General features: G+C 73.2%; 16 protein-coding genes, 4 pseudogenes and 2 riboswitches. Of the genes and pseudogenes, 9 read left to right on the plus strand and 11 right to left on the minus strand.

Going from position 1 to position 21,539, the window contains the following annotated elements; all coding sequences use genetic code 11:
* Positions 1–87 precede the first annotated feature (87 nt).
* Together AB0D49_RS32705 and AB0D49_RS32710 are read right to left on the minus strand one after the other, a co-directional pair.
* Positions 88–1,611, minus strand: coding sequence for a hypothetical protein (locus AB0D49_RS32705; RefSeq protein ID WP_362764636.1), 1,524 nt, complete (start codon positions 1,609–1,611; stop codon positions 88–90).
* Positions 1,604–2,527 carry a trypsin-like peptidase domain-containing protein gene (locus tag AB0D49_RS32710; RefSeq protein ID WP_362764639.1) on the minus strand — a complete coding sequence of 308 codons (924 nt, stop codon included), beginning with the start codon at positions 2,525–2,527 and terminating at the stop codon, positions 1,604–1,606. The genes AB0D49_RS32705 and AB0D49_RS32710 overlap by 8 nt, the downstream gene beginning before the upstream one ends.
* A 342-nt stretch (positions 2,528–2,869) precedes the next feature.
* On the opposite strand from AB0D49_RS32710, the gene AB0D49_RS32715 reads away from it, so the two are divergent.
* Positions 2,870–5,392 carry a hypothetical protein gene (locus AB0D49_RS32715; protein ID WP_362764642.1) on the plus strand — a complete coding sequence of 841 codons (2,523 nt, stop codon included), beginning with the start codon at positions 2,870–2,872 and terminating at the stop codon, positions 5,390–5,392.
* A 55-nt stretch (positions 5,393–5,447) separates the two neighbouring features.
* Here the strand turns inward: AB0D49_RS32715 and AB0D49_RS32720 are convergent, their stop codons facing one another.
* Complete coding sequence (locus AB0D49_RS32720) at positions 5,448–6,365, minus strand: cobalamin-binding protein (protein WP_362764645.1); 918 nt, start codon at positions 6,363–6,365, stop codon at positions 5,448–5,450.
* Positions 6,366–6,411: 46 nt separating this feature from the next.
* A riboswitch (cobalamin riboswitch) is annotated at positions 6,412–6,598 on the plus strand.
* A gap of 192 nt (positions 6,599–6,790) precedes the next feature.
* Between AB0D49_RS32720 and AB0D49_RS32725 the strand changes: the two are divergent.
* The 6 genes and pseudogenes from AB0D49_RS32725 to AB0D49_RS32750 form a co-directional block, all read left to right on the plus strand.
* Positions 6,791–6,979, plus strand: a pseudogene (locus tag AB0D49_RS32725) (acyl-CoA dehydrogenase family protein); the annotation flags it as partial.
* Entirely contained in the window at positions 6,976–8,040 is a 1,065-nt protein-coding gene (locus AB0D49_RS32730; protein ID WP_362764648.1) for an enoyl-CoA hydratase/isomerase family protein, read from the plus strand. The pseudogene AB0D49_RS32725 and the gene AB0D49_RS32730, both read left to right, overlap by 4 nt.
* Positions 8,037–8,129: pseudogene (locus AB0D49_RS32735) on the plus strand (NAD(P)-binding domain-containing protein); the annotation flags it as partial. The gene AB0D49_RS32730 and the pseudogene AB0D49_RS32735, both read left to right, overlap by 4 nt.
* A gap of 45 nt (positions 8,130–8,174) precedes the next feature.
* Positions 8,175–8,324, plus strand: a pseudogene (locus tag AB0D49_RS32740) (3-hydroxyisobutyrate dehydrogenase); the annotation flags it as partial.
* Positions 8,325–8,443: 119 nt separating this feature from the next.
* Positions 8,444–8,518: riboswitch (cobalamin riboswitch) on the plus strand.
* Positions 8,519–8,577: 59 nt separating this feature from the next.
* Entirely contained in the window at positions 8,578–8,799 is a 222-nt protein-coding gene (locus AB0D49_RS32745) for a CbtB-domain containing protein (protein ID WP_362764650.1), read from the plus strand.
* A 34-nt stretch (positions 8,800–8,833) separates the two neighbouring features.
* Complete coding sequence (locus tag AB0D49_RS32750; RefSeq protein WP_362764693.1) at positions 8,834–9,592, plus strand: CbtA family protein; 759 nt, start codon at positions 8,834–8,836, stop codon at positions 9,590–9,592.
* 13 nt (positions 9,593–9,605) lie between these two features.
* Here AB0D49_RS32750 and AB0D49_RS32755 read toward each other — a convergent pair whose 3' ends face one another.
* The 5 genes and pseudogenes from AB0D49_RS32755 to aceA all read right to left on the minus strand — a co-directional run bounded on the left by AB0D49_RS32755 (position 9,606) and on the right by aceA (position 15,371).
* Positions 9,606–10,184, minus strand: coding sequence for a histidine phosphatase family protein (locus tag AB0D49_RS32755; protein ID WP_362764653.1), 579 nt, complete (start codon positions 10,182–10,184; stop codon positions 9,606–9,608).
* A pseudogene (locus AB0D49_RS32760) lies at positions 10,181–11,163 on the minus strand (short-chain fatty acyl-CoA regulator family protein). The gene AB0D49_RS32755 and the pseudogene AB0D49_RS32760 overlap by 4 nt, the downstream one beginning before the upstream one ends.
* Positions 11,164–11,417: 254 nt before the next feature.
* Positions 11,418–12,302 carry a 3-hydroxybutyryl-CoA dehydrogenase gene (locus tag AB0D49_RS32765; protein WP_362764656.1) on the minus strand — a complete coding sequence of 295 codons (885 nt, stop codon included), beginning with the start codon at positions 12,300–12,302 and terminating at the stop codon, positions 11,418–11,420.
* Positions 12,299–13,891, minus strand: coding sequence for a malate synthase A (gene aceB, locus AB0D49_RS32770; protein WP_362764658.1), 1,593 nt, complete (start codon positions 13,889–13,891; stop codon positions 12,299–12,301). Before aceB ends, AB0D49_RS32765 begins: the two co-directional genes overlap by 4 nt.
* A gap of 193 nt (positions 13,892–14,084) precedes the next feature.
* Positions 14,085–15,371 (minus strand): isocitrate lyase, encoded by a 1,287-nt coding sequence (aceA, locus tag AB0D49_RS32775; protein ID WP_362764661.1) that lies wholly within the window; start codon positions 15,369–15,371, stop codon positions 14,085–14,087.
* 484 nt (positions 15,372–15,855) lie between these two features.
* Between aceA and AB0D49_RS32780 the strand changes: the two genes are divergently transcribed.
* Both AB0D49_RS32780 and AB0D49_RS32785 read left to right on the plus strand, forming a co-directional pair.
* The gene (locus AB0D49_RS32780; RefSeq protein ID WP_362764663.1) at positions 15,856–17,295 is read left to right on the plus strand and encodes a short-chain fatty acyl-CoA regulator family protein; all 1,440 of its coding nucleotides are present in this window, start codon (positions 15,856–15,858) and stop codon (positions 17,293–17,295) included.
* A 210-nt stretch (positions 17,296–17,505) separates the two neighbouring features.
* A complete protein-coding gene (locus AB0D49_RS32785; RefSeq protein WP_362764696.1) occupies positions 17,506–19,164 on the plus strand; it encodes a discoidin domain-containing protein in 1,659 nt (552 codons plus the stop codon).
* Between the two features lie 75 nt (positions 19,165–19,239).
* On the opposite strand, the gene AB0D49_RS32790 is transcribed toward AB0D49_RS32785, so the two are convergent.
* The 3 genes from AB0D49_RS32790 to AB0D49_RS32800 all read right to left on the minus strand — a co-directional run.
* On the minus strand, positions 19,240–19,455 hold the full coding sequence (locus AB0D49_RS32790) for a heavy-metal-associated domain-containing protein (RefSeq protein WP_362764666.1): 216 nt from the start codon (positions 19,453–19,455) through the stop codon (positions 19,240–19,242).
* A gap of 111 nt (positions 19,456–19,566) precedes the next feature.
* Positions 19,567–21,126 carry a CoA transferase gene (locus AB0D49_RS32795; RefSeq protein ID WP_362764669.1) on the minus strand — a complete coding sequence of 520 codons (1,560 nt, stop codon included), beginning with the start codon at positions 21,124–21,126 and terminating at the stop codon, positions 19,567–19,569.
* 274 nt (positions 21,127–21,400) lie between these two features.
* On the minus strand, positions 21,401–21,539 hold a 139-nt coding region (locus tag AB0D49_RS32800), incomplete at its 5' end, for a Fe-Mn family superoxide dismutase (RefSeq protein WP_362764699.1).

The following is a 21,539-nucleotide window of genomic DNA, read 5'->3' on the forward strand; positions in this document are numbered from 1 at the left end:
CGACCGGTCCGGGCCGGTGGCGGTCCAGAGGTCGGTCGATCTCGTGCCGGCCGGTCACGGCGGGGCCGTGACGGGTCCTCAGGTCGGTCACACCCTAGTGGGTACCGCGGCGTCTCTGTCGCTCTGAACAATCGGGTCCGGAACTTCCGGCAGGCGGTTCGGGTCGTCCCACAGCACGGCCAGTCGGGGGCGGGGACCCCCGCCGTTATGGTCCCCCGTACCGGGAGCGGAGCGCAAGCGCGTCAGCTGCTCCAGAACGTCCCCCGGAGCGCCCTCCAGTACGTCTTCGGCCAACGGCGGCGGGGTACCGGCCGGGGCCGGGGAACGGCTCCACACCAGCAGCGGAAGACCGGCCTGGAGCCCGATCAGCAGTTCGGTGCGGCCGTGCTGGTCGTCGGGCGGCGACCCCAGGGTCATCAGGACGACGTCCGGGCGGTCGCTGAGCCGCGCGTACAGCCAGTCCCGCCGGGCTCCGTCACCCGGGGCGCACTGGTGCACACGGGCCTGCGCACCGCCGTCGGTGAGCACGTCCCAGCGCTCGTTCCACACCCGGTGCAACTGGAGTGCCTCGATACGCTCCAGACTCCGTACGACGACGGGGTGGCCGACGCCGATCGGGGGGCCGCCCAGGTCGTTGTCCCACACCTTCTCCGGGCCGAAGGCGCTGTGCCGGGGCCAGTCCTCGACGGGCTCGTTGAGCAGGGCGAGGGGCAGGATGAACTCCAGGACGAGTCCGCCGCGGTGGGTGCGCAGCCGGGCCTCCTCGCGGTCGAGCAGGGTCGCCACATGGAGCCGCATCTCGGCGGCGGGCACCGAGCGCTCCTCCCGGCGGCGGGGCTCCCAGGCGGGGCCGCTGTTGACCCAGCAGCTGATGTCGACCCGGTCCGGGGTGGCGGTGGACGGCACGATCCGGATGAGCAGATGGGCGGGGTGGCGGGGCTCCTTGCGCCAACCGCCCGCGCGGGAGCGGGAGGCGTGCAGGTCCGCCTGGGCGGCGTCGCTGCTCGGGGCGGTGGCCCGGACCTGGCGGCCGAGCCAGGCGCGCAGCGGATCACCGCGGTCGGCGGGGATCACCGCGGCCAGCTCCTGGACGAACCGCACGGTGCGGGGCGGTCCGTCCAGCGGCCGGTTGGTGTGGGTGAGCAGCCGGTAGGCGTCCCAGGCGGTGTGCACGGCCGGGGGCAGCGGCCCGAAGTGCTCACCGGCGGCGGCGTGGTAGACGGCGGGCAGCTCCGGCACGGACGTCCGGTCGAGCCCGGCGAGCGCCCGCTCCAGTTCGTGCAGCGCGGAGCCGTCGACGACGGGTGGCACCACGGGGTGGGCGAGGGCGGCGGCGTGCCGGGACGGCAGATCGTGGTCGGCCAGATGCTGGACGGCCTCGGTGAGCCGCCGCCAGCCGTTCGGGACGGTGCCGAAGGCGCGCACCATCGCCACGACGTGGATCTTCTTGTCGTCGAACTCCGGTATGGACAGCCGCAGCCGGAGCCGGTCCAGGGCGTCCAGCACACAGAGCCGGCGGACCTCCAGGTCGTCCAGGACCCGCACCTGCATCAGGGCGTCCGCGAGCTGGTCCGTGGTGTGCGGGTCGGGCGGCGGAACGGTGTCAGCCATCGTCACCCAGCCGATCCGGCCAGGTCCTGCGCGCCTCGGCCACGAAGTCGTCCACCGCGGTGGTGCTCCCTTCCATCCACTGCACGGCCTCCACGAGCGTCCCCGGCCCGTCCGCGAAGTCCCCGCACCGCCGCACGATCTCAAAGAGCTGCATCCGCGCCGACCCGCGCCGCCCGACGCCCCCGGCGATGGCCACCGGCAGCATCCCGAGCAACTGCGCCCCGGCGTCCTCGCGCACCGAGTCCATCGCGAGCAGCCGGTCCACGAGCCCCCACAGCACCCGCGGCGGGAGAACCCGCGCCCCCTCCGCGGGCCCGCGGACCTCGAAGGCGGTCCCGTCCAGCACGTCCAGCGGAATCATCCAGGAGACCCGCCCCGCGCGCCCGCCCGGCACCAGCACGGTGGCGAGCACCCCCACGACCGCCTCGCGCCCGACATCGAACACCCCCGCACCGCTGAACCCCCGCTCCACCGCGGCACCGGCCAGGTCGACGCCGTCGATCTGCCGCCAGCCGGGGTGGGTGCCACCGGCGCCCACCACTTCTCCCCTGGCCCACAAGCCTTCGGGTACCCCCGCTGGATGCCCGAACACCCGTACCCGCGCCCCGGTTCCGTCCCCGCACCGCGCGAGCGGCGCGGCCCGCACACCGTCCGGCGGGGCCTCCTCCAGCCGCAGCACGGCGAGATCCCCGACGGGCGGCGACCGCAGCCACCCCCCGTCGACCACCCGCGCCGCCACCACCTGCCCCGCCCCGACCCCCGGAAAATCAACCCGCACCACTCCGCCCGGCGTCCCACCGCTGTACGACGGGCCGAGCCCCAGCGCGGTCTCCACCACATGCGCGCAGGTGAGCGCCGTACGCCCGGTCAGCATCACGGCCGCCCCGGCGACCCCCGTCCCCCGCTGATCACGCACCCGCACCCGCCAGGCACCCGGACCCTCCGCTACGGAGGTACCGACCTCCCGCAACCCCACCCGTGTCCCCCTCGTCCGCCCCCTGCGGATGTCAACAGGGTAAGGCGAAGGGGGTCGGTTGGGTACGGGCGAGAGGGGGCGGGGGTGGGGGGCGGGGACGGCCGCCTCGCGCAGTGCCGCGCACCCGGTGGCGATGCGGCGATTACCGGCCATCGGCGCTGCCGGAGGCGATACGGAAACCGACCCGGGCCGATTCCCCGAACACCCCTTACAGTAAGTCGATCATCGCCTGTCAGGCAGGTGCCGGGCGGGATTCCAGGGGTCGAGCCGAGGGGGGTACGCATGTCCGTGTCGCGGGTGGGCCGGGGGCGAAGACACGCCATGGTGGGGCTGTGCGGGGCGGCGTTGACCGCCTCCATGCTGCTGGCGCCGGCGGCGACGGCCACCGAGCCGGTCCCGCCCGTGGGCGAGGTGGTGCAGCGCGGTGGCCAGAGCGCGAGCCTCGGGGGCGGGGGGCGCGTCCAGTTGATCGACGGCCGGGACGTACTGGTGACGTCGGGAACCGGGACCGCGGGACGCTACTCGTTCGCCGCCGTGGACGGCGCGGTGACTGTTCGGCAGACCGGCGAGTCCGGGCCCGCCCGCACCGCGACCGTGGGGCTTCCGGCCGACTCCCGGACCACGGCCACGCGCGCTGCCAACGCGGCGACGTACCCGGTCAAGCTGACCATCACCAACGCGTCCGTCGACTGGAAGACCCTCCACCTCTGGGACCGCCGCACCTGGACGGCGGTCCGGGTCGACCACCACACGGACGGGCCCTCGGCCACGGTGAAGCTGCCGCCGGGCGACTACTTCGCGGTCATGATGCACAGCGCGTGGGAGCGGCCCGACTATCTGCTCAGCCGCGCCTTCTCGGTCGGTTCGGCCGGCAAGACGGTCACCTTCGACGAGCGCGCGGCCAAGGAGACCGCGATCCGTGTCGACGACACCACCGCCACCCGGGAGAGCATGTCCGCGTGGATCAGAGTCCCGGGCGGCGACACGGCTGGCTCCGTCGGCTCCGGTGACCGCAAGGTGTACGCGACCCCGTTCTCGGTGAGCGGCGTCTCCCTGCGGGTGCACGAGGTGCTCGTCAAGAAGGGTTCCTCGGACAGTGTGCCGAGCCCGTACGTCTACGACCTCACCCACAGCTTCGACAACACCGTCCCCGCCTCCCCCGTGAAGACGGTCCGTACCGCGGCCCTCGCCAAGACCGTCACGAAGATCGGCGCCCCGGGCATACGGACGACGGCCTCGCTGCTCAACTCCCCGGACTTCCCCGAGGGCGGCGCGTACCTCGGAGCCCCGGTGTCCGCCGGCGGCTCGGTCACCGAGTACGCCCTCCCGAACCGCACCCAGAGGCGGTCGCTGAGCTACGGCAAGGACGGTCTGACCCTCAGTCTCCCCAACCGCCGACCGGCGGCCGGCACCAGCGCGGGCGAGACCCTGGGCACGGCCCCGTTCCAGCCGACGACCCCGGCCCACCCCGGCTCCTACCGGATGGCCAGCGACCGGATCACGCTGCACGAGTCGGGTGCCTTCGACGACGCGTCCGGCAACCCCGGGATCGAGCGCCGCGCCTCCTACGCGTACAAGCTCACCTCGGCCGCCGGTGTCACCTACGCGGAGGCCGCCGGTCTCGACGCGTACGACTATGTCAATTCGTCCGTCCTGCCCTGGTCGCTGACGACGTACACCCTCGACCAGACCGTCGAGCGCCGGGTGCCGTCCGCCCGGCTGTCCCCGTCCGTGCACAGCCGGTGGACGTTCCGCTCGGCGCAGACCAGGGGCCAGGACCTGCCGCTGATCGACACCAGGCTGAGCGTTCCGGGGCTGGACGCGTACGGACGCGCGGCGGCCGGTCCGGTGCGGGTCCTGGCGAGCGCGACCACCCGCGACACGGACCCGGCGGAGGCGAACACCAGGGTCACCGGACTCGCCCACTCGACGGACGACGGCCGGACCTGGACCGAGTCACCGGTCGCCGCAGACGGTTCGGCCACGGTCCATGTCCCCGCCGGGGCCTCGTTCGTCACGCTGCGGGTGACCGCCGCCGACGACCAGGGCGGCAGTCTGACCCGCACGATCACCCGGGCGTTCGCCGGTCCGGCACCGGACGGCGACGAGGTGGTGGGCTCGACCCGTATCTCGAACGTCACTGTCAACGCGAACAAGCCGGTGCGGCTGTCCCACGAGCATCTCCAGAGCTTCAACGCCACGTTCACGGCCACCGACCCGTCGGGGATCGCGAGCGGGGACCTGTATCTCTACCGGGGTTCGTACGCCAGCCCCGTCGCCGTTCTGCACGGCGCGTTCGCGGCGACCTGCACCAAGGTGAACGCGACCACGTCGAGGTGCACGACTCCGTTCGCCTACCTCTATCCGCGCGGACAGCTAGGCCGCAACTCCTTCGCCGGCACCTGGAAGGCGGCCGTCTGGGCGCGCTCCGCCGACGGCAGGAGCCATGCCGATCTGCACTCCGCCAAGTCCGTGTCCGTGCTGCGGGACGCCATGCTGAACGCCAACGCGGGTCCCGAGCCGGTGGCCAAGGGCAAGACGCTGACCGTCACCGGCTTGCTGGAACACGCGGACTGGGAGATGCGCGGCGGCTATCCCGGCTACGCCGGCCAGAAGGTGAAGCTCCAGTTCCGGAAGAAGGGGGCGTCCGCCTACACCACGGTGAAGACGGTCACCACCGACCGCTCCGGAAAGCTGAGGACCACGGTGAAGGCGGCGACGGACGGCTACTGGCGCTACTCCTTCGCCGGTTCCTCCACCACGGCGACCGCGACCGCGCCCGGCGACTACGTGGACGTCCGCTGACCGAGGTCCGCCCGGGGGGCTGAGGCCGGGTGTCCGGTCCCCCGCGACGGTGCCGTCAGGCGGGCAGCAGGCGGGCCTCGGCCGTCGTCACCGGAGCCCCCGCCCGTACCCCCCTCAGCACCCACGCCAGTACCTCCGCCCCCCGGACCACCCGTGGGCCGGGGCGGTTGTAGTACGCCGGGCCGTCCAGGACCCAGACGCGGTTCTCGCGGACCGCGGGGAGGTCCTGCCAGCCGGGGAGGGTGGTGAGGAGGTGGGTCTCGCGCAGGGTGCGGTCGGGGGGGAAGCCGCAGGGGAGGAGCAGGAGGACGTCCGGGGCGGCGGCGCGGAGGGCCTCCCAGGTGGTCGGGGTGGTGTGGTCGCCGGGGGAGGCGAGCAGGGGTGTGCCGCCCGCCGCCGTGATCTGGTCCGGGACCCAGTGGCCGGCCGGCCAGAGGGGGTCGAGCCATTCGATCGCGGCGACCCGGGGACGGGGGCCCCGTGCGGTCGCCGCGCGGACCCGGGACAGACGGGCCGTCAGGTCCGCCCGGCGGCGCTCCGCGCGGTCCCGTACGCCGAGCAGGTCGCCGACCGTGACCAGGCAGTCCAGGACGTCGTCCAGGGTCCGGGGTTCGAGGCTCAGGACGCGGGTGTCGGCGTTCAGGGCGCGGACCGCCGTGCCGACCCGTTCGTAGGAGACCGCGCAGACCGCGCACAGGTCCTGGGTCAGGACCACGTCGGGGCGGGCCGCCGCCAGGGCCTCGGTGTCCAGGGTGTAGAGGGAGGAGCCGGAGTGTGCCGCGCCGCCGACCGCGTCGGAGATCTCCCGGCTGGACAGGCGGTCCTGGTCCAGGTCAGCGCCGGTCACCACGGGGACCTGTGCCACCTCCTGGGGCGGCCAGTCGCATTCGTGCGTACGGCCGACCAGGCGGGAGGCCAGGCCCAGTTCCGCGACGATGTCGGTGGCCGCGGGGAGCAGGGAGGCGATGCGCATGGCGGGAGCCTAGGGGGCGGCTCGCTGGATTTAGTAGGACGTCCAACTATATAGTCGGGGGCATGGCCCGCGGTGCGGGGAAGCCGGTGTGACTCCGGCCCGGTCCCGCCACTGTGACCGGGGAGTCCACCGTCGGGCGACACGCCACTGACGAGAGGGCAGAGTCGTCGGGAAGGTGGGCGGCGCGCGCTGATCCGGGAGTCAGGATACCGGCCGGGGGTTTCGTTCCGTGTGGTCCACGAGGATGGAGCAGACACGCATGGCACCGGTGTGCACCCCGCCCCACCAGTGACTTCGCAGTCCTGGCCGTGATCGCCTCACCGCTCTCTGACGGTCTCCAGCCCTTCCCGGACCCCTCGACCCGGAACGCCGCTGATCCCATCCGAGGAGAGCAGACGACCCATGCGCCCATCGCCCCGTACCTGCGGTTCGCCACCGACACCGGGTACACGGTCGCCGACCGGGCGCTCCCACCGCACGGCGGTTACGGCTACCTCAGCGAGTACGGCATCGAGAAGATCGTGCGCGACCCGCGGGTCCAGCAGATCCTGGAAGGAACCGACGAGATCATGCGAGTCATCGTGGCCCGCGGACTGACGGAGGCGTTCGGATGAGCGGGGTCCAGTTCCACGTCCGGGGGCGGGCCGCCCATGTCGTCCTGGACCGGCCCGAGGCGCTCAACGCGCTCAGCCACGCCATGGTCCGGGACATCGACCGGGCCCTCACCGACTGGGCGGCCGACCCCGCCGTCGAGACCGTCGTGCTCACCGGCGCCGGGGAGCGCGGGCTGTGCGCCGGGGGCGACATCCGCGCCATCCACGCCGACGCCCGGGACGGCGACGGCACCGCCACGGCCGCGTTCTGGTACGACGAGTACCACCTCAACGCCCGGATCGCCCGCTATCCCAAGCCGTACGTCGCCGTCATGGACGGCATCGTCATGGGCGGCGGGGTCGGGCTCTCCGGGCACGGCAGCGTCCGGATCGTCACCGAGCGCTCCCGGGTCGCGATGCCCGAGACCGGCATCGGCTTCGTGCCCGACGTCGGCGGCACCCACCTCCTCGGGCTCGCCCCCGGCGAACTCGGCACCCACCTCGCCCTGACCGGCGCCGCGATCGGCGCCGGGGACGCCCTGCTCACCGGCCTCGCCGACCACTACGTCCCCGCCGCGACCCTGCCCGCCCTCCTCGCCGACCTCGGCGACCTGCCCGTCCGGGACGCCCTCGCCCGCCATGCGCAGCCGCCGCCCGCCGGGGAACTCGCCGCCCACCGGGCCTGGATCGACGCCTGCTACAGCGCCCCCGACGTGGAGGAGATCGTGGAACGCCTCTTCGCGCACGGCGACCCCGCCGCCAAGGAGACCGCCGAGACCCTGCTCACCAGGTCGCCCACCGCGCTCAAGGTCACCCTCGCCGCGCTGCGCCGCGCCCGGCGGCTCGGCTCCCTGGAGCAGGTCCTCGACCAGGAGTACCGCGTCTCGCTCGCCGCGCTCACCGCCCCCGACCTGGTCGAGGGCATCCGCGCCCAGGTCGTCGACAAGGACCGCGCCCCACGCTGGTCCCCGGCGACCCTGGCCGAGGTCACGGACACCGAGGTGGCCCGCCACTTCCAGCCCCTCGGCGCCCGCGAACTGGGCCTCGCCGCGTCCGGCGGCACCGAGGAGGCGGCCTGGTGAGCGCCCGTACGGTCGCCTTCGTCGGGCCGGGGCACATGGGCGCCCCGATGGCCGCCAGCCTCGCCACCGCCGGACACCGGGTGCGCGGCTACGACCTGGCCGTGACGCCGGGTCCCGGTCTGGAGGCCGCCGCGTCCGCCCCGGCGGCCCATGCGGGCGGTGTCGACACCCAACTCGATCTCAGAGCAGCCGAGTTGTATGCCATGTATGCCGAACAGACGGGCGTGGGTGAGGACTTCTCCGGGATCGTCCGCGCGATCCGGGACCGGAGCGGTAGCAGGTGACCGTCAGCCGGTTCGCCGTGGGTAAACGTTCGGTATAGGTGAGATTCCGTGGTCGGCCGGGGCATTGGCCGGATTCCCGTCCCCGAGTACCGTCGACGCGGTATCGACGGCGGTCTCGCGGAAGCCGGTGCAAGCCCGGCGCGGTCGCGCCACTGTGTGCCCCGGGTCGTCGTGCGGTCCGGGGTGAGCCAGACCCGCGGCCGTCGTCCTGTGCACCACCGAGACGGGACGCGAACTCCCCAGGAGGTCTGCCATGGCGCAGCACACCGCCCAGCCGACGGTCACCACCCCCGAACTCCCCGACAGGCTGCCGATCGGAGCGCTCGCCCCCTGGGCGGTCTTCTTCGGCGTCCTGATGCTGATCCTGCTGTACTTCGTCGGCGCCGAGCAGGGCGCCACCGCCGTGGTGTCCGGCGAGGAGGTGCACGAGTGGGTGCACGACGCCCGTCATCTGCTCGGCTTCCCCTGCCACTGACGGACGGGACGGACAGCCCCTGATGAACTCCGCGATGAACTCCGTCACCGTACGCGCGCTGCTCGTGCGGGGGATGCTGGCCGGGCTCGGCGCCGGTCTGCTCGCCCTCGTCGTCGCCTACCTCCTCGGCGAACCCGGTGTCGACCGGGCCATCGGCTTCGAGGAGGCGCACGCCCCCGCCCATGACCACGAGGTCGAGATCGTCTCCCGCTCCCTCCAGTCCACCGCCGGTCTCGCCACCGGAGTCCTGCTCTACGGCGTGGCGTTCGGCGGGATCGCCGCGCTCGCCTACTGCTTCGCCCTCGGCCGGATCGGCCGCTTCACGCCCCGCGCCAGCGCGCTGCTGCTGTCCGGCTGCGCGCTGCTCGCGGTGTACGTGGTGCCGTTCCTGAAGTACCCGGCCAACCCGCCCGCCGTCGGCGACCCCGACACCATCGGCCGCCGCACCACCCTCTACGTCCTGATGATCCTGCTCAGCGTGCTTCTGGCGATCGGGGCGACCCTGCTGGGCCGCCGCCTCGCCCCGAGGCTCGGCACCTGGTACGCGACGGTGACGGCCGTCGCCGCGTTCGCCCTGGCCGTCGGCCTGGCGTACGGCTTCCTGCCCGCCGTCGACGAAGTGCCGGGGGACTTCCCGGCCACCGTGCTGTGGCGGTTCCGGCTCGCCGCGCTGGCCATCCAGGCCACCCTGTGGACCGGCTTCGGCCTGCTCTTCGGGGAGTTGGCACACCGGGCCCTGCGACCCCGTGGCGCCCCGGCCGCTGCGGCGGCTCAGGCTCCGGCCGTGCCCTGACCGCGGGCCGCCCTCACCCCAGCGGACGTCCCGTGCGGAGGTTCCAGCGGTGGGGGCGGCCGGTGAGTTCGGTCAGGGTCAGCGGGGGCGCGTCCACCCGCCAGAACGCCGACGCGGGCGCCCCCAGGGCCCGTACCACCACGGCCCGTACGACATCGGGTTCGACCACCGCCGTCAGCTCGCGCGCGCCGGACGCGGCGAGCGTGTCCAGCCACGCCCCGATCCGCAGGCACAGGTGCTCCACCGGCTCCCCGCCGTGCGGTGCCGCGCCCGGGTCGGCCAGCCAGCGCGCCACCGCCTCCGGTTCGGTGGCGGTCACCTCGGCGAGGGTCAGCCCGCGCCAGCGGCCCGAGTCGAGCCCGGCGAGCGCGGGTTCCTCCCCGGCGCCGGACAGGCCGAGCGCGGTCACCGTCTCCCGGCAGCGGGCGCCGGGGGAGCGGACGGCCGGACCGTCCGGTGGGCGGGGTCCGGTCTCCGCCCGGGTCCGCGCGCTGTCGTCCAGCCCGGAGCGGCCGTCGTAGAACCGGGCCTCGCGCAGGGCCGGGCCGGTCGCCGGGGTGATCAGACGGAGGCGCAGGACGGGGCTGGTCATGGGGTGCGGCTCTCCACCGGGTAGGGGACGTGGGTGCGTCGGTCGGGGTCGACGGCGAGCCGAGGGCGACGGCGGACTCGGCGCGCGGGGTGATGCCCGAAGCCGCCCCGGGTGATGGTCCGGGCGATCCAGAAGTACCGCTTGCCGTCGGGCATCTCGGCGACCTGGGTCAGTATCCGGCCGGGCGCGGAGAACGCCCCGTACACCGTCCACAGCGGGCAGGTGCCGCCGAGCCGGGAGAAGTGGAAGTCGGTCGCGGACTGCCACTTGGAGATGTTCCCGGCCCGGTCCACCCGCGGGAACGAGAACGGCACGCCCCATCGGCCGGTGCGCTGGAGCGTGCTCAGCCGATGGCAGCCGGTCTCGAAGCCGACCCCGAGCCGCGCCGACAGCAACTCGATGTCGTACCGCACATCCTCGGCGGCGCCATGGAAGGTGGTGTACGGCATCAGCGGCGCGCCAGGCCGATCCGGGCCGGCGGCGGGGAGGCGGCGGAGGTGAGTTCACCGGCCCCGTCGGCGAGTTGGGCCAGCAGGGCGAGTTGGGTGGCGCGCTGGCCGTCGCTGAGCCAGGGCGCGAGGAACAGCAGCCCGGTGTCGGGGTCGTAGCGGCGGGCGTCGGCGGCGCGGGCGGGCGCGGCCCGTACGACCCGTACCCCGTGGCGTGCGGCGAGCGGGTCGGCGGCGCGGCCGGGGGGCGGTCCGAGGGCGTCGGCGGTCCGCTCGGCCTCGGTGTCCAGCGGCTCGAAGTGGTTGTGGTGGGCGGAGAAGAAGTCTCGGACCTCGTCGGGCGGTTCGCCCGGCGGGAGCAGGGCGTCGGGGGCGCCGAGGGCGGTGGCCTGTTCGGCGGTGTCGCGGTAGCGGCGGTGCGGCGCGACCAGGGCGCGGGCCATGTCGACCTGGTTCATGCCGTGTTCGCGGCGGAGTCTGCGCAGTTTGGCTTGGGCGCAGATCTGGTGCTCGGTGGGCGGCCGGGCCATGGCGCACCTCCCGGGAATCCTGCGTGGATATTGCGAATCTAACATCCGCCGAATTTCGCAGGATTCGCAGATTCGCAGCCCCGCGCTGTACGGATTCCGCAGATTGGAGCGGTGGTCCGGGGGTGGGAGGCGGGCAGGCTCGACTCGCCGTCGCCGACGCCCACCCCGCCGGTAGGGCACCTCAGCCGCGTGACCGGCGGAAGCCGCCGGTTCGGGGCGGTGGGCGGGGCCTTCGGCAGTGGTCCGCCGCTGCTTCAGGACCCGTCGTAGCGGTGGAAGCCACGTCCGCTCTTGCGGCCCAGCAGCCCCGCCTGCACCATCCGCTGGAGCAGCGGTGGCGGCGCGTACAGCGGCTCACGGAACTCCTCGTAGAGCGACTCCGCGATGGCGGCGACGGTGTCCAGGCCGATCAGATCGGCCAGCCGCAGCGGCCCCATCGGATGGGCGCAGCCCAGCTCCATCCCGGTGTCGATGTCGGCGGCGGTCGCGAACCCGGACTCGGCCATCCGGACGGCCGCCAGCAGATAGGGGATCAGCAGCGCGTTCACCACGAACCCCGCCCGGTCCTGGGAGCGGATCACCCGCTTGCCGAGGGTCCGGACGGCGAAGTCCGCGACCCGCTCGGCGGTCGCCGCCGAGGTGTGCAGCGAGGTCACCACCTCCACCAGCGGCAGCACCGGCACCGGCTGGAAGAAGTGCAGGCCCACCACCCGGTCCGCGCGCCCGGTCGCCCGGCCCAGCAGCATCACCGGCAGCGAGGAGGTGTTGGTGGCGAGCACGGCCTCCGGGTCCGCCACGATCTTGTCCAGCGCGGCGAACACCTCCGTCTTGGCGTCCGGGTTCTCCACCACCGCCTCGACCACGAGCTGGCGGTCCGCCAGATCGTCCAGCGTGCCGGTGAAGACCAGCCGGGCGAGCGCCGTGTCCGCCGCGTCCCGCGTCAGCTTCCCGCGCTCCACGGCCCGCTCCAGCGAGCCCGCGACCCGGTTCCGGGCGGCCCGCGCGGCGACCGCGTCGACCTCGCACACGACGGTGTCGAGTCCGGCGCGGGCGCAGACCTCGGCGATCCCGGCGCCCATCTGGCCACCGCCTACGATGCCGACGCGCTGAATGTCGGCGGTATGCCTTACGCCGCTCACGCCGCCGCCTCCGTCCACCGCACCAGGTGCCGGTCGTACGCGTCCGGTGTGAAGAACAGCGGCAGCTCGCCGCCCATCGCGGTCCGTTCGAACAGCGCGCGGATGTCGTCCACCGGGGCCCAGGGAAGGTCCGCGCCGAGCGCCGCGCACTCCTCGTCCAGCACCCGCGCGACCGTCTCCCGCGCGACCACCCGGTGCCGCAGCCACTGCCAGATCTGCACCCGGGCGATCTCCGCCGTCGCCGCGTCCTCCATCAGCCCGTCCACCGCGACCGCGCCCCGGCCGCGCAGCCACGCCGCGAAGTACCGCAGCGCGACGGACACATTGGTGCGCACCCCCTCCGCGCTGGGCGGCCCGCTGATCCGCCGTACCGACAGCAGCTCGGCGGGTGTCACCGCCACGTCCTCCCGGGTCCGGTCCAGCTGGTGGGGCCGGTCGCCGAGGACCCCGTCGAAGACCGCCCGGCACAGCGGCACCAGCGCCGGATGCGCCACCCACGACCCGTCGAAGCCGTCCTCGGCCTCCCGCTCCTTGTCCAGCCGGACCGTGGCGAACGCCGCCGCGTCCGCGGCCGGGCCCCGGCCGGGCACCTGGGCCGCCATGCCCCCGATGGCGTGCGCGCCGCGCCGGTGACAGGTGCGGACCAGCAGTTCGGTGTAGGCGCGCAGGAAGGGCGCGGTCATGGTGACCTTCGCCCGGTCGGGCAGCAGGAAGTCGGTACGGTGGCCGAAGGTCTTGATCAGGCTGAAGAGGTAGTCCCAGCGTCCGGCGTTCAGCCCGGAGCTGTGCTCGCGCAGCTCGTAGAGGATCTCCTCCATCTCGAACGCGGCGGTGATCGTCTCGATCAGCACGGTCGCCCGGACCGTCCCGCGCGGGATGCCCAGCAGATCCTGGGCGAGCAGGAACACGTCGTTCCACAGCCGGGCCTCGTACCGGTTCTCCAGCTTGGGGAGATAGAAGTACGGGCCGTGTCCGGCGTCGATCTGTCGCCGGGCGCAGTGGAAGAAGTACAGCCCGAAGTCCACCAGCGCGGCGGGCACGGGCCGCCCGTCGTACTCCAGGTGCGCCTCGTCCAGATGCCAGCCGCGGGGTCGGACGACGAGGGTGGCGAGCCGCTCCCCGAGCCGGTACTCACGGCCCTCCGGGGTGGTGAAGTCGATCCGCCGCTCGATCGCGTCGAGCAGGTTCAGCTGTCCGCCGACGATGTTGTCCCACAGCGGTGCGGTGGCGTCCTCGAAGTCCGCCATCCACACCTGGGCGCCCGAGTTCAGCGCGTTCACCGTCATCCGGCGATCGGGTGGACCGGTGATCTCCACCCGTCGGTCGGTGAGGCCGGGCGCGGGCGGGGCGACCCGCCACTCCGGGTCGGCGCGGACGGCGGAGGTGACCAGGGGGAAGCCCAGCGGGGAGCCGGACGCCAGCCGCAGCGCCTGCCGGCGCCGCTCCTTGAGCAGCTCCTGACGGCGTCGGCCGAAGGCGGCGGCGAGCTGCCCGACGAAGCCGAGCGCGTCCGGGGTGAGGATCTCGTCGTGCCGGTGCCCGGGTGCGGCGAGGACACGGACGTGGTGCGGGGCGAGAACGGTCGCCATGACATGGACTCCTTCGACGGGCGGGCAGACGGGGGGATACGGGCGATACGGGGGATGCGAGGGGATGCGGGAGTGGGGCGGCTCGGAGCGGTGGGCGCTACGGCGGCCCGCGCCGGGTGCCCGGCGACCGGCGACCGGCACCCGGCGCACGGCACCGCCGTACCTCCCCCGTCATCCGCGCCGCGGCGCGCCCCTAGTGGAACTGCTCCTCCTCCGTGGACCCGGACAGCGCCGTGGTCGAGGAGGCCGGGTTGACGGCGGTCGAGACGAGGTCGAAGTAGCCGGTGCCGACCTCCCGCTGGTGCCGTACGGCGGTGAAGCCCTGCGCCTGCGCGGCGAACTCCCGCTCCTGGAGGTCGACATAGGCGGTCATACCGTGCTCGGCGTACCCCCGGGCCAGGTCGAACATCCCATGGTTGAGGGAGTGGAACCCGGCCAGCGTGATGAACTGGAACCGGTACCCGAGCGCCCCCAGCTCCCGCTGGAACTTGGCGATCTGGTCGTCGTCCAGCGCCGCCTTCCAGTTGAAGGACGGCGAGCAGTTGTAGGCGAGCATCTTCCCCGGGTACTCGGCGTGCAGCGCCTCGGCGAACTCCCGGGCCTGCGCGAGATCCGGCGTCCCGGTCTCCACCCAGATCAGATCGGCGTACGGCGCGTAGGCGAGCCCGCGGGCGATCACCGGCGCCATGCCGTTGCGCACCCGGTAGAAGCCCTCGGCCGTCCGCTCCCCGGTGGTGAACTCGGCGTCGCGCTCATCGACGTCGCTGGTCAGCAGGTTCGCGGCGAGCGCGTCGGTACGGGCCACGATCAGCGTCGGGACGTCCGAGAGATCGGCGGCGAGGCGGGCCGCGTTGAGGGTGCGGATGTGCTGCGCGGTGGGCACCAGGACCTTGCCGCCGAGGTGCCCGCACTTCTTCTCGGAGGCGAGCTGGTCCTCGTAGTGGATACCGGCGGCACCGGCCGCGATCATCGCCCGGGTCAGCTCGAACGCGTTGAGCGGTCCGCCGAACCCGGCCTCGGCGTCCGCGACGATCGGCGCCAGCCAGTCCGTACCGTCCCCGGAGCCCTCCGCCGTGGCGATCTGGTCGGCGCGCAGCAGCGCGTTGTTGATCCGCCGGACCACCTGGGGCACGGAGTTGGCCGGGTAGAGGCTCTGGTCGGGATAGGTCTGCCCGGCCAGGTTGGCGTCGGCGGCGACCTGCCAGCCGGACAGATAGATGGCCTGGAGCCCGGCCTTGACCTGCTGGACGGCCTGTCCGCCGGTGAGCGCGCCGAGGGCGTGCACATAGTCCAGCTCGTGGAGCTGGCGCCACAGCCGTTCGGCGCCGCGCCGGGCGAGGGTGTGCTCCTCGCGGACACTGCCGGAGAGCCGGACGACGTCCTCGGCGGTGTAGGTCCGCTCGATGCCCTGCCAGCGGGGGTCGGTCGCCCAGCGGTGGGCGAGTTCCTGGGCGGCCTCGGTCCGTGCGTCTGCTGCCATGACGGTCACTGTCTCCTCTGTGGCTTGTCAGCTTGTTGGCTTGTTGGCTTGTCAGCTTGTTGCGAGTGCCAAGGCCGGGAGTGCGGGGAGTACGGGATGGCACCGCGTGTCGTGCGGGGTGGGTAGGAGGTGGGGGTGCGGCCCGCCGTCACCTGGTGGGGGAAGCTGAGCAGTGCTGCCGTAGCAGGCTCAACACCGCCGGGATCTCCGACGTCAGGGCAGAAATCGTGCCCCGGTTCCGGGTTGTGCCTGCCGGGTCGGGCGGGCCGCACTACGACTGTGGCACTGGCACTCAGTGCCATCAAGCAGGGATGATTGCCAACTTCTGTGAATCTTCGGACCGTGATTTGCCAATCTTGCGAAGGGTTCGGGGGCGGGTCGGTCCCTTAGGCTGACCGGACCGCGCGTACCCCTCCGGGCGAGCGGGGGAGGGCTGACGAGCGGTCGCCGAAGGGCTTTCGGCGGCGGTCGAGAGGAGCGGGCCGTGAGCAAGACCTATGTGGGCGCGCGGCTGCGACGGCTGCGCGAGGAGCGCCGGATGAGCCAGGCCGAACTGGCCCGGACCCTCGGCATCTCCGCCAGCTATCTCAACCAGATGGAGCACGACTCCCGTCCGCTCACCGTGCCGGTGCTGCTGCGGCTGACCGAGGCGTTCGGGGTCGACCCGGGCTTCTTCTCCGAGCGGGACACCACCCGCCTGGTCGCCGATCTGCGCGAGGCGCTGGCCGGGGAGATCGCCGAGGACCGGGTCTCCCCCGGCGATCTCGCCGAACTCGCCGGCCGGCTGCCCGGCGTGGCCCGGGTCCTGCTGGACCTCGGCCGCCGCAACCAGCGGCTGTCGGAGGACCTGGTGTCCGGTACGGCGGACGGCCTCCCCGCCCAGCACGGCGACTCCCCGCACCCGCGCCCGCCCGCCGCCTCCCCGCACGAGGAGATCCGGGACTTCTTCTACCGCCGCCAGAACTACCTGCACTCCACCGACCTCGCGGCCGAGCGGCTGGCCGGGGAGATCGGCATCCGCCCCGGCGAGATCACCGGCGCGCTCACCGCCCGGCTCGCGGGCGCGCACGGCGTCCGGCTCGCCGCCACCCCCGGCGACCGGCTCCACCACTACGACGACGGACAGCGCACCCTGCACCTCTCCCCCCGGCTCCGCCCCGGCCAGCGCGCCTTCCGGATGGCGACCCAACTGGCCCTCCTGGAGCATGGCGAGCACCTCGGCGACATCGCCGCCGAGGACTTCCCACCGGGTTCGCCCGCACACGCCCTGGCCCGGATCGGCGTCGCCCGCTACTACGCCGCCGCGCTGGTACTGCCGTACACCGCGTTCCACACGGCCGCCGAGGAGGCGCGGTACGACATCGAGCGGCTCACCGACCACTACGGCCTCGGCTACGAGACCGTCTGCCACCGGCTGAGCACACTGCAACGCCCCCGGCTGCGGGGCGTCCCCTTCTCCTTCGTCCGGGTGGACCGGGCGGGCAACCTCTCCAAACGGCAGTCGGCGACGGCCTTCCACTTCTCCCGCGCGGGCGGCACCTGCCCCCTGTGGAACGTGTACGAGGCGTTCTCGTCCCCCGGCCGTATCCATGTCCAACTGGCCGAGATGCCCGACGGCCAGCGGTATCTGTGGACCGCGCGGGCCGTCACCCGCCACGGCGGCGGCTGGGGCGAGCCCGGCCGGACGTACGCCATCGGCCTGGGCTGCGAGATCCGCCATGCCCACCGGGTCGTCTACTCCGACGGCCTCGACCTCACCACCTCCTCGGCGGCCACCCCGATCGGCATGGGCTGCCGGGTCTGCGAACGCCCCGCGTGCTCCCAGCGCGCGGTCCCGCCGCTGGGCCGCGCCCTGCTGATCGACCAGCACAGCAGCACGTTCGTACCGTTCCCGGTGGCGGGGGAGGGTCCGGGGGACCGGTGACGTACCGGGCGAGACGGTCTCAACAGCCGGGCACTGTCAGTAACTTGTGACCGACTGTCGAAAAATTGCACGCAACGGCCTTGTCCATGCACGGTCCCGTTCCTATGTTGATGCTCGCCCGCACCTCGATTCCCCCCATGCGAGGAACCCGTGAGCATCGTGAACACCGGAAGTACCGGAAGTACCGGACGCATCTCCCGACGATCCGTCATCAAGTCCGCCGCCGTCCTCGGCACGACCGCCGCGGCCTCCGCCACCGGCCTCCTGACCGCCCCCGCCGCCCACGCGGCCTCACCCCCCGGCGATGTGGTCGGCAAGATCACCGTCGGCTACCAGGGCTGGTTCGCCTGTATCGGCGACGGCGCCCCCATCAACAGCTGGTGGCACTGGAGCCAGAACGCCTCCCAGCCCCCGTCCCCCACCAACACCACCCTGGTCTCCTGGCCCGACCCGCGCGAACTGACCCGCACCTACCCCACCGCCTACGCCAACCTCGGCAACGGCCAGCCCGCCGCCCTCTTCTCCTCCTGGGACCAGCAGACCGTCGACACCCACTTCCGCTGGATGCGCGACCACGGCTGCGACACCGCCGCCCTCCAGCGCTTCAACCCCTTCGGCGCCGAGGGCCCCACCCGCGACGGCATGACCCAGAAGGTCCGGCAGTCGGCGGAGGCGTACGGCCGGAAGTTCTACATCATGTACGACGTCACCGACTGGACCGCGATGCAGTCCCAGATCAAGGAGGACTGGACGACCAAGATGCGGGCGCACACCGCGTCCGCCGCCTACGCCCGGCAGAACGGCAAACCGGTCGTCTGCATCTGGGGCTTCGGCTTCAGCGACCCGGGCCGCCCCTTCGCCCCCGCGCCCTGCAAGGACGTCGTGGACTGGTTCAAGGCCCAGGGCTGCTATGTCATCGGCGGCGTCCCCACCCACTGGCGCAACGGCGTCGAGGACTCCCGCCCCGGCTTCCAGGACGTCTACCGCGCCTTCGACATGATCTCCCCCTGGATGGTCGGCCGGATCTCCGACATCGCCGGGGCGGACCGCTTCCTGCGCGACCTCAACGGCCCCGATCTCGCCGACTGCGCCGCCCGGGGCGTCGACTACCAGCCCTGTGTCATCCCCGGCGACCTCCAGTCCGGCCACCGCCGCCACGGGGACCTGATGTGGCGGCAGTTCTACAACCTCGTCGGTCTGGGCGTGCAGGGCTTCTACATCTCCATGTTCGACGAGTTCAACGAGGGCAACCAGATCGCCAAGACCGCGGAGACGGCGGCACAGATCCCGGCCGGTTCGGGCATCCGCGCCCTGGACGAGGACGGCACGCCCTGCTCCTCCGACTACTACCTCCGCCTCACGGCGGACGGCGGCCGGATGCTCAAGGGCCAACTGGCCCTGACGGCGATCCGCCCCACGGTCCCCTACCCCTCCGGCCCCCAGCCCACCGGCGACCTCGCCCTGCGCCGCCCGGTCACCGCGAGCGGCCAGACCCAGAACTACGCCGCCGCCAACGCCGTGGACGGCGACCCCGCCACCTACTGGGAGAGCGTCAACAACGCCTTCCCGCAGTGGATCCAGGTGGACCTGGGCGTCGACCGGAGCGTGGCCCGCCTGGTCCTCACCCTCCCACCCGCCACGGCCTGGGCCACCCGCACCCAGACCCTCACGATCCTGGGCTCCACCAACGGCACGGACTTCACCACCCTGTCCCCCGCCACGGGCCGCACCTTCGACCCGTCCACCGGCAACACGACCACGATCACCCTCACGCCCCCGCCGACCACCCGCCACATCCGCGTCCACGTGACCGCGAACACGGGTTGGCCCGCGGCACAACTGTCGGGCCTGAGCGTGTACGGCCCGTGAGTACGGGGACGGAGGACGGAGGACGGGGTACGGGGTGTGGGGCGCGCGAGGGTGATCGTGGTCGTGTTGCCGCCCCTACACCCCCACGTCCTCCGACACCCCGAACCCGGCCGCGACGACGGCGTCCCGCACCAACCCGTCATCAACCCCCGCCCCCTGGACGACGACAGTCCTGGCAGCCACATCCACGACCACCTCACGCACCCCCGGCACCGCACCGACCCCCGTCCTGATCCCCGCGGCACAGTGCTCGCAACTCATCCCGGTGACGCCGTACCGCTTCTGCTCCATGACAACTCCTGAACACGACCGATCAACCCAACCTGTCCCCCCAGCAGTCGCCGTCGCGGGGCACGGGGTTCCCCCGTTCACCCGTCCGGCGTACGGGCAGACGGCAGGCGATCAGACGAAGACCCAGGGCGCGGGGACGATCGGGGCGCCGTGCGGGTCGCGCCGGATGTGGGGCGTGGCGAGGAGCCCGGCGAGATCGGTGACGACCGGTACGGCGGACAGGCCCCGCTCGTACAACTGCCACAGGGCTGTCTCGGTAGGGAGGTTGACCAGGTCACCGGGCGGTGGGGCGGCCCCCGTCTCGTCGTCGGGCAGGGCGATCCAGCCGTCGGCGGTGCGCAGCGGTTGCCGGAATCCGGACGGTGCACGGGCCCGCGTGGCGGTGGCGATCAGGTCGGCGGCGGCGCGGGGGGAGGGCGCCACGCGGACCCCGGTGCCGGTGCGGTGCCGCAGCAGCAGCCCGGCGAGGACGGCCTCGGCGCCGAGGAGTCCGCCGAGGATGTCGAGCGGGGGCGCCATCGGGGCGTGGGGCGTACGGGCATGGACGAGGGCGGAGTTGACCGCCGCCAGGTCCGCGTGGCCGAGGCCGAGCGCTGCGGCGCTGCCCGGGACCCAGTCGTGGAGGAAGACGTCCGCTTCCGCGGCCATGGCCCGGAGCCGGTTCCGGTCCGGCGCGGACCCGACATCGATCTCGACGGCCGTCTTGCCCCGGTTGAGCGCCAGCCAGCGCGCCGAGACACCGGTACAGGTGGGGGGCGCGCCGCGGAGGGGGTCACCGCCCGGGGGCTCGACCCGTACGACCTCGGCGCCGAGCAGCCCCAGCAGGTGAGCGGCGAGGGACACCTGGACGCCGTGGCCCGCTTCCAGGACGGTCAGCCCGGCGAGGGGGGCGGGGGCACCCATCCGCGCGGCGGAGAGACGGGCGTAGGCGGCGTAGGTGGCGGGCGGCTCGGAGTCCGGCGGCGTGAGGGGGGTCAGTGTCCAGGGCGGGAGGTCGTCTTGGGGGCCTGTTCCCTCCGGTTCGAAGAGGCCCTCGTCAGCGGAGGCGAACGGGAGCCCGCCGGGGGAGAGCGTGGACGACGACGTCTCGGGTGTGTCGGCCCCGGCTGCCGCGAGGTAGGGGGAGATGGCGAGCAGGGCGGCCCGCTCAGCGGTGACGGTGGCGTCGGTTGCCGGTGCGCCACGGACCCGCGCGAGGTACCCGGCGAGCAGCGCCTGCACGGTCAGGACACCGGTCGCGGCGGCGGTGAAGTCGGCGCCGAGCCCGTGCGGGGTACCGTCGCGGCGACGGTGGACGGCCATCACACCGGTGACGGCCTGGACGGTGGCCTCGTCGACGCCGATGGTTCCCCAACTGGTGCGGGCGGTGGCTGTGCGGGGGTGGGGACCGGGGGGAGAGAGGCGGAAGGTTTTTAGGGCGGGTTGGCTGGCGGTGGAGCCCGGGTAGCCCGGGTAGCCCGTGGAGTCTGTGGAGTCCGTGGAGCTGATAGGACCCGTGGGGCTGGTGGAGTCCCCCGTCGTTCCGGTCGAATCCGTCGCGCCGAGCAGTCGCAGATGCCGGATGACGATCCCGTCCCCCGGCCCCGGCGGTCCCGAGACGTCGAGACACAGCCCGTCGAGCGGCTGGACAGCCGAGTGTGAGACGTCCGGTGTGACCGGTGGTGCCGCCATGTCTCTCCCCTCATCTCCCCTCATCGACGCGCCTTGCGCGCGGGAACCCGGGCGGGTCGCGCCCGATCAGCTCCACGACAAGGCAGTCGGAACGGAGGGGGCGGGAGTTCCCGAAGGGTGGGGAGAGGAGTGAGGCAGGGGGCGAGGAGGGCGACGGGGGCGGGGCGCGAGGGGGGGGCGAGGGGGGCGGGCAGATGACCGACTCAGCGACCTCAGCGACCTCAGCGACCTCAGCGCCCCAGCCCGCCGCCTTCCGCCTGCCCTCCCCCGCTGCTCAGGGCGCGAGCAACAGACTGTCGCCCCGCTCCTTGGCGGCGGCGTAGCGCTTGGCGACGTCCTGCCAGTTGACGACGGCCCACATGGCGTCGATGAAGTCGACCTTCTGGTTCTTGTACTGGAGGTAGAAGGCGTGC

The organism is Streptomyces sp. NPDC048290, from assembly GCF_040652095.1.
Classification (GTDB): Bacteria; Actinomycetota; Actinomycetes; order Streptomycetales; family Streptomycetaceae; genus Streptomyces.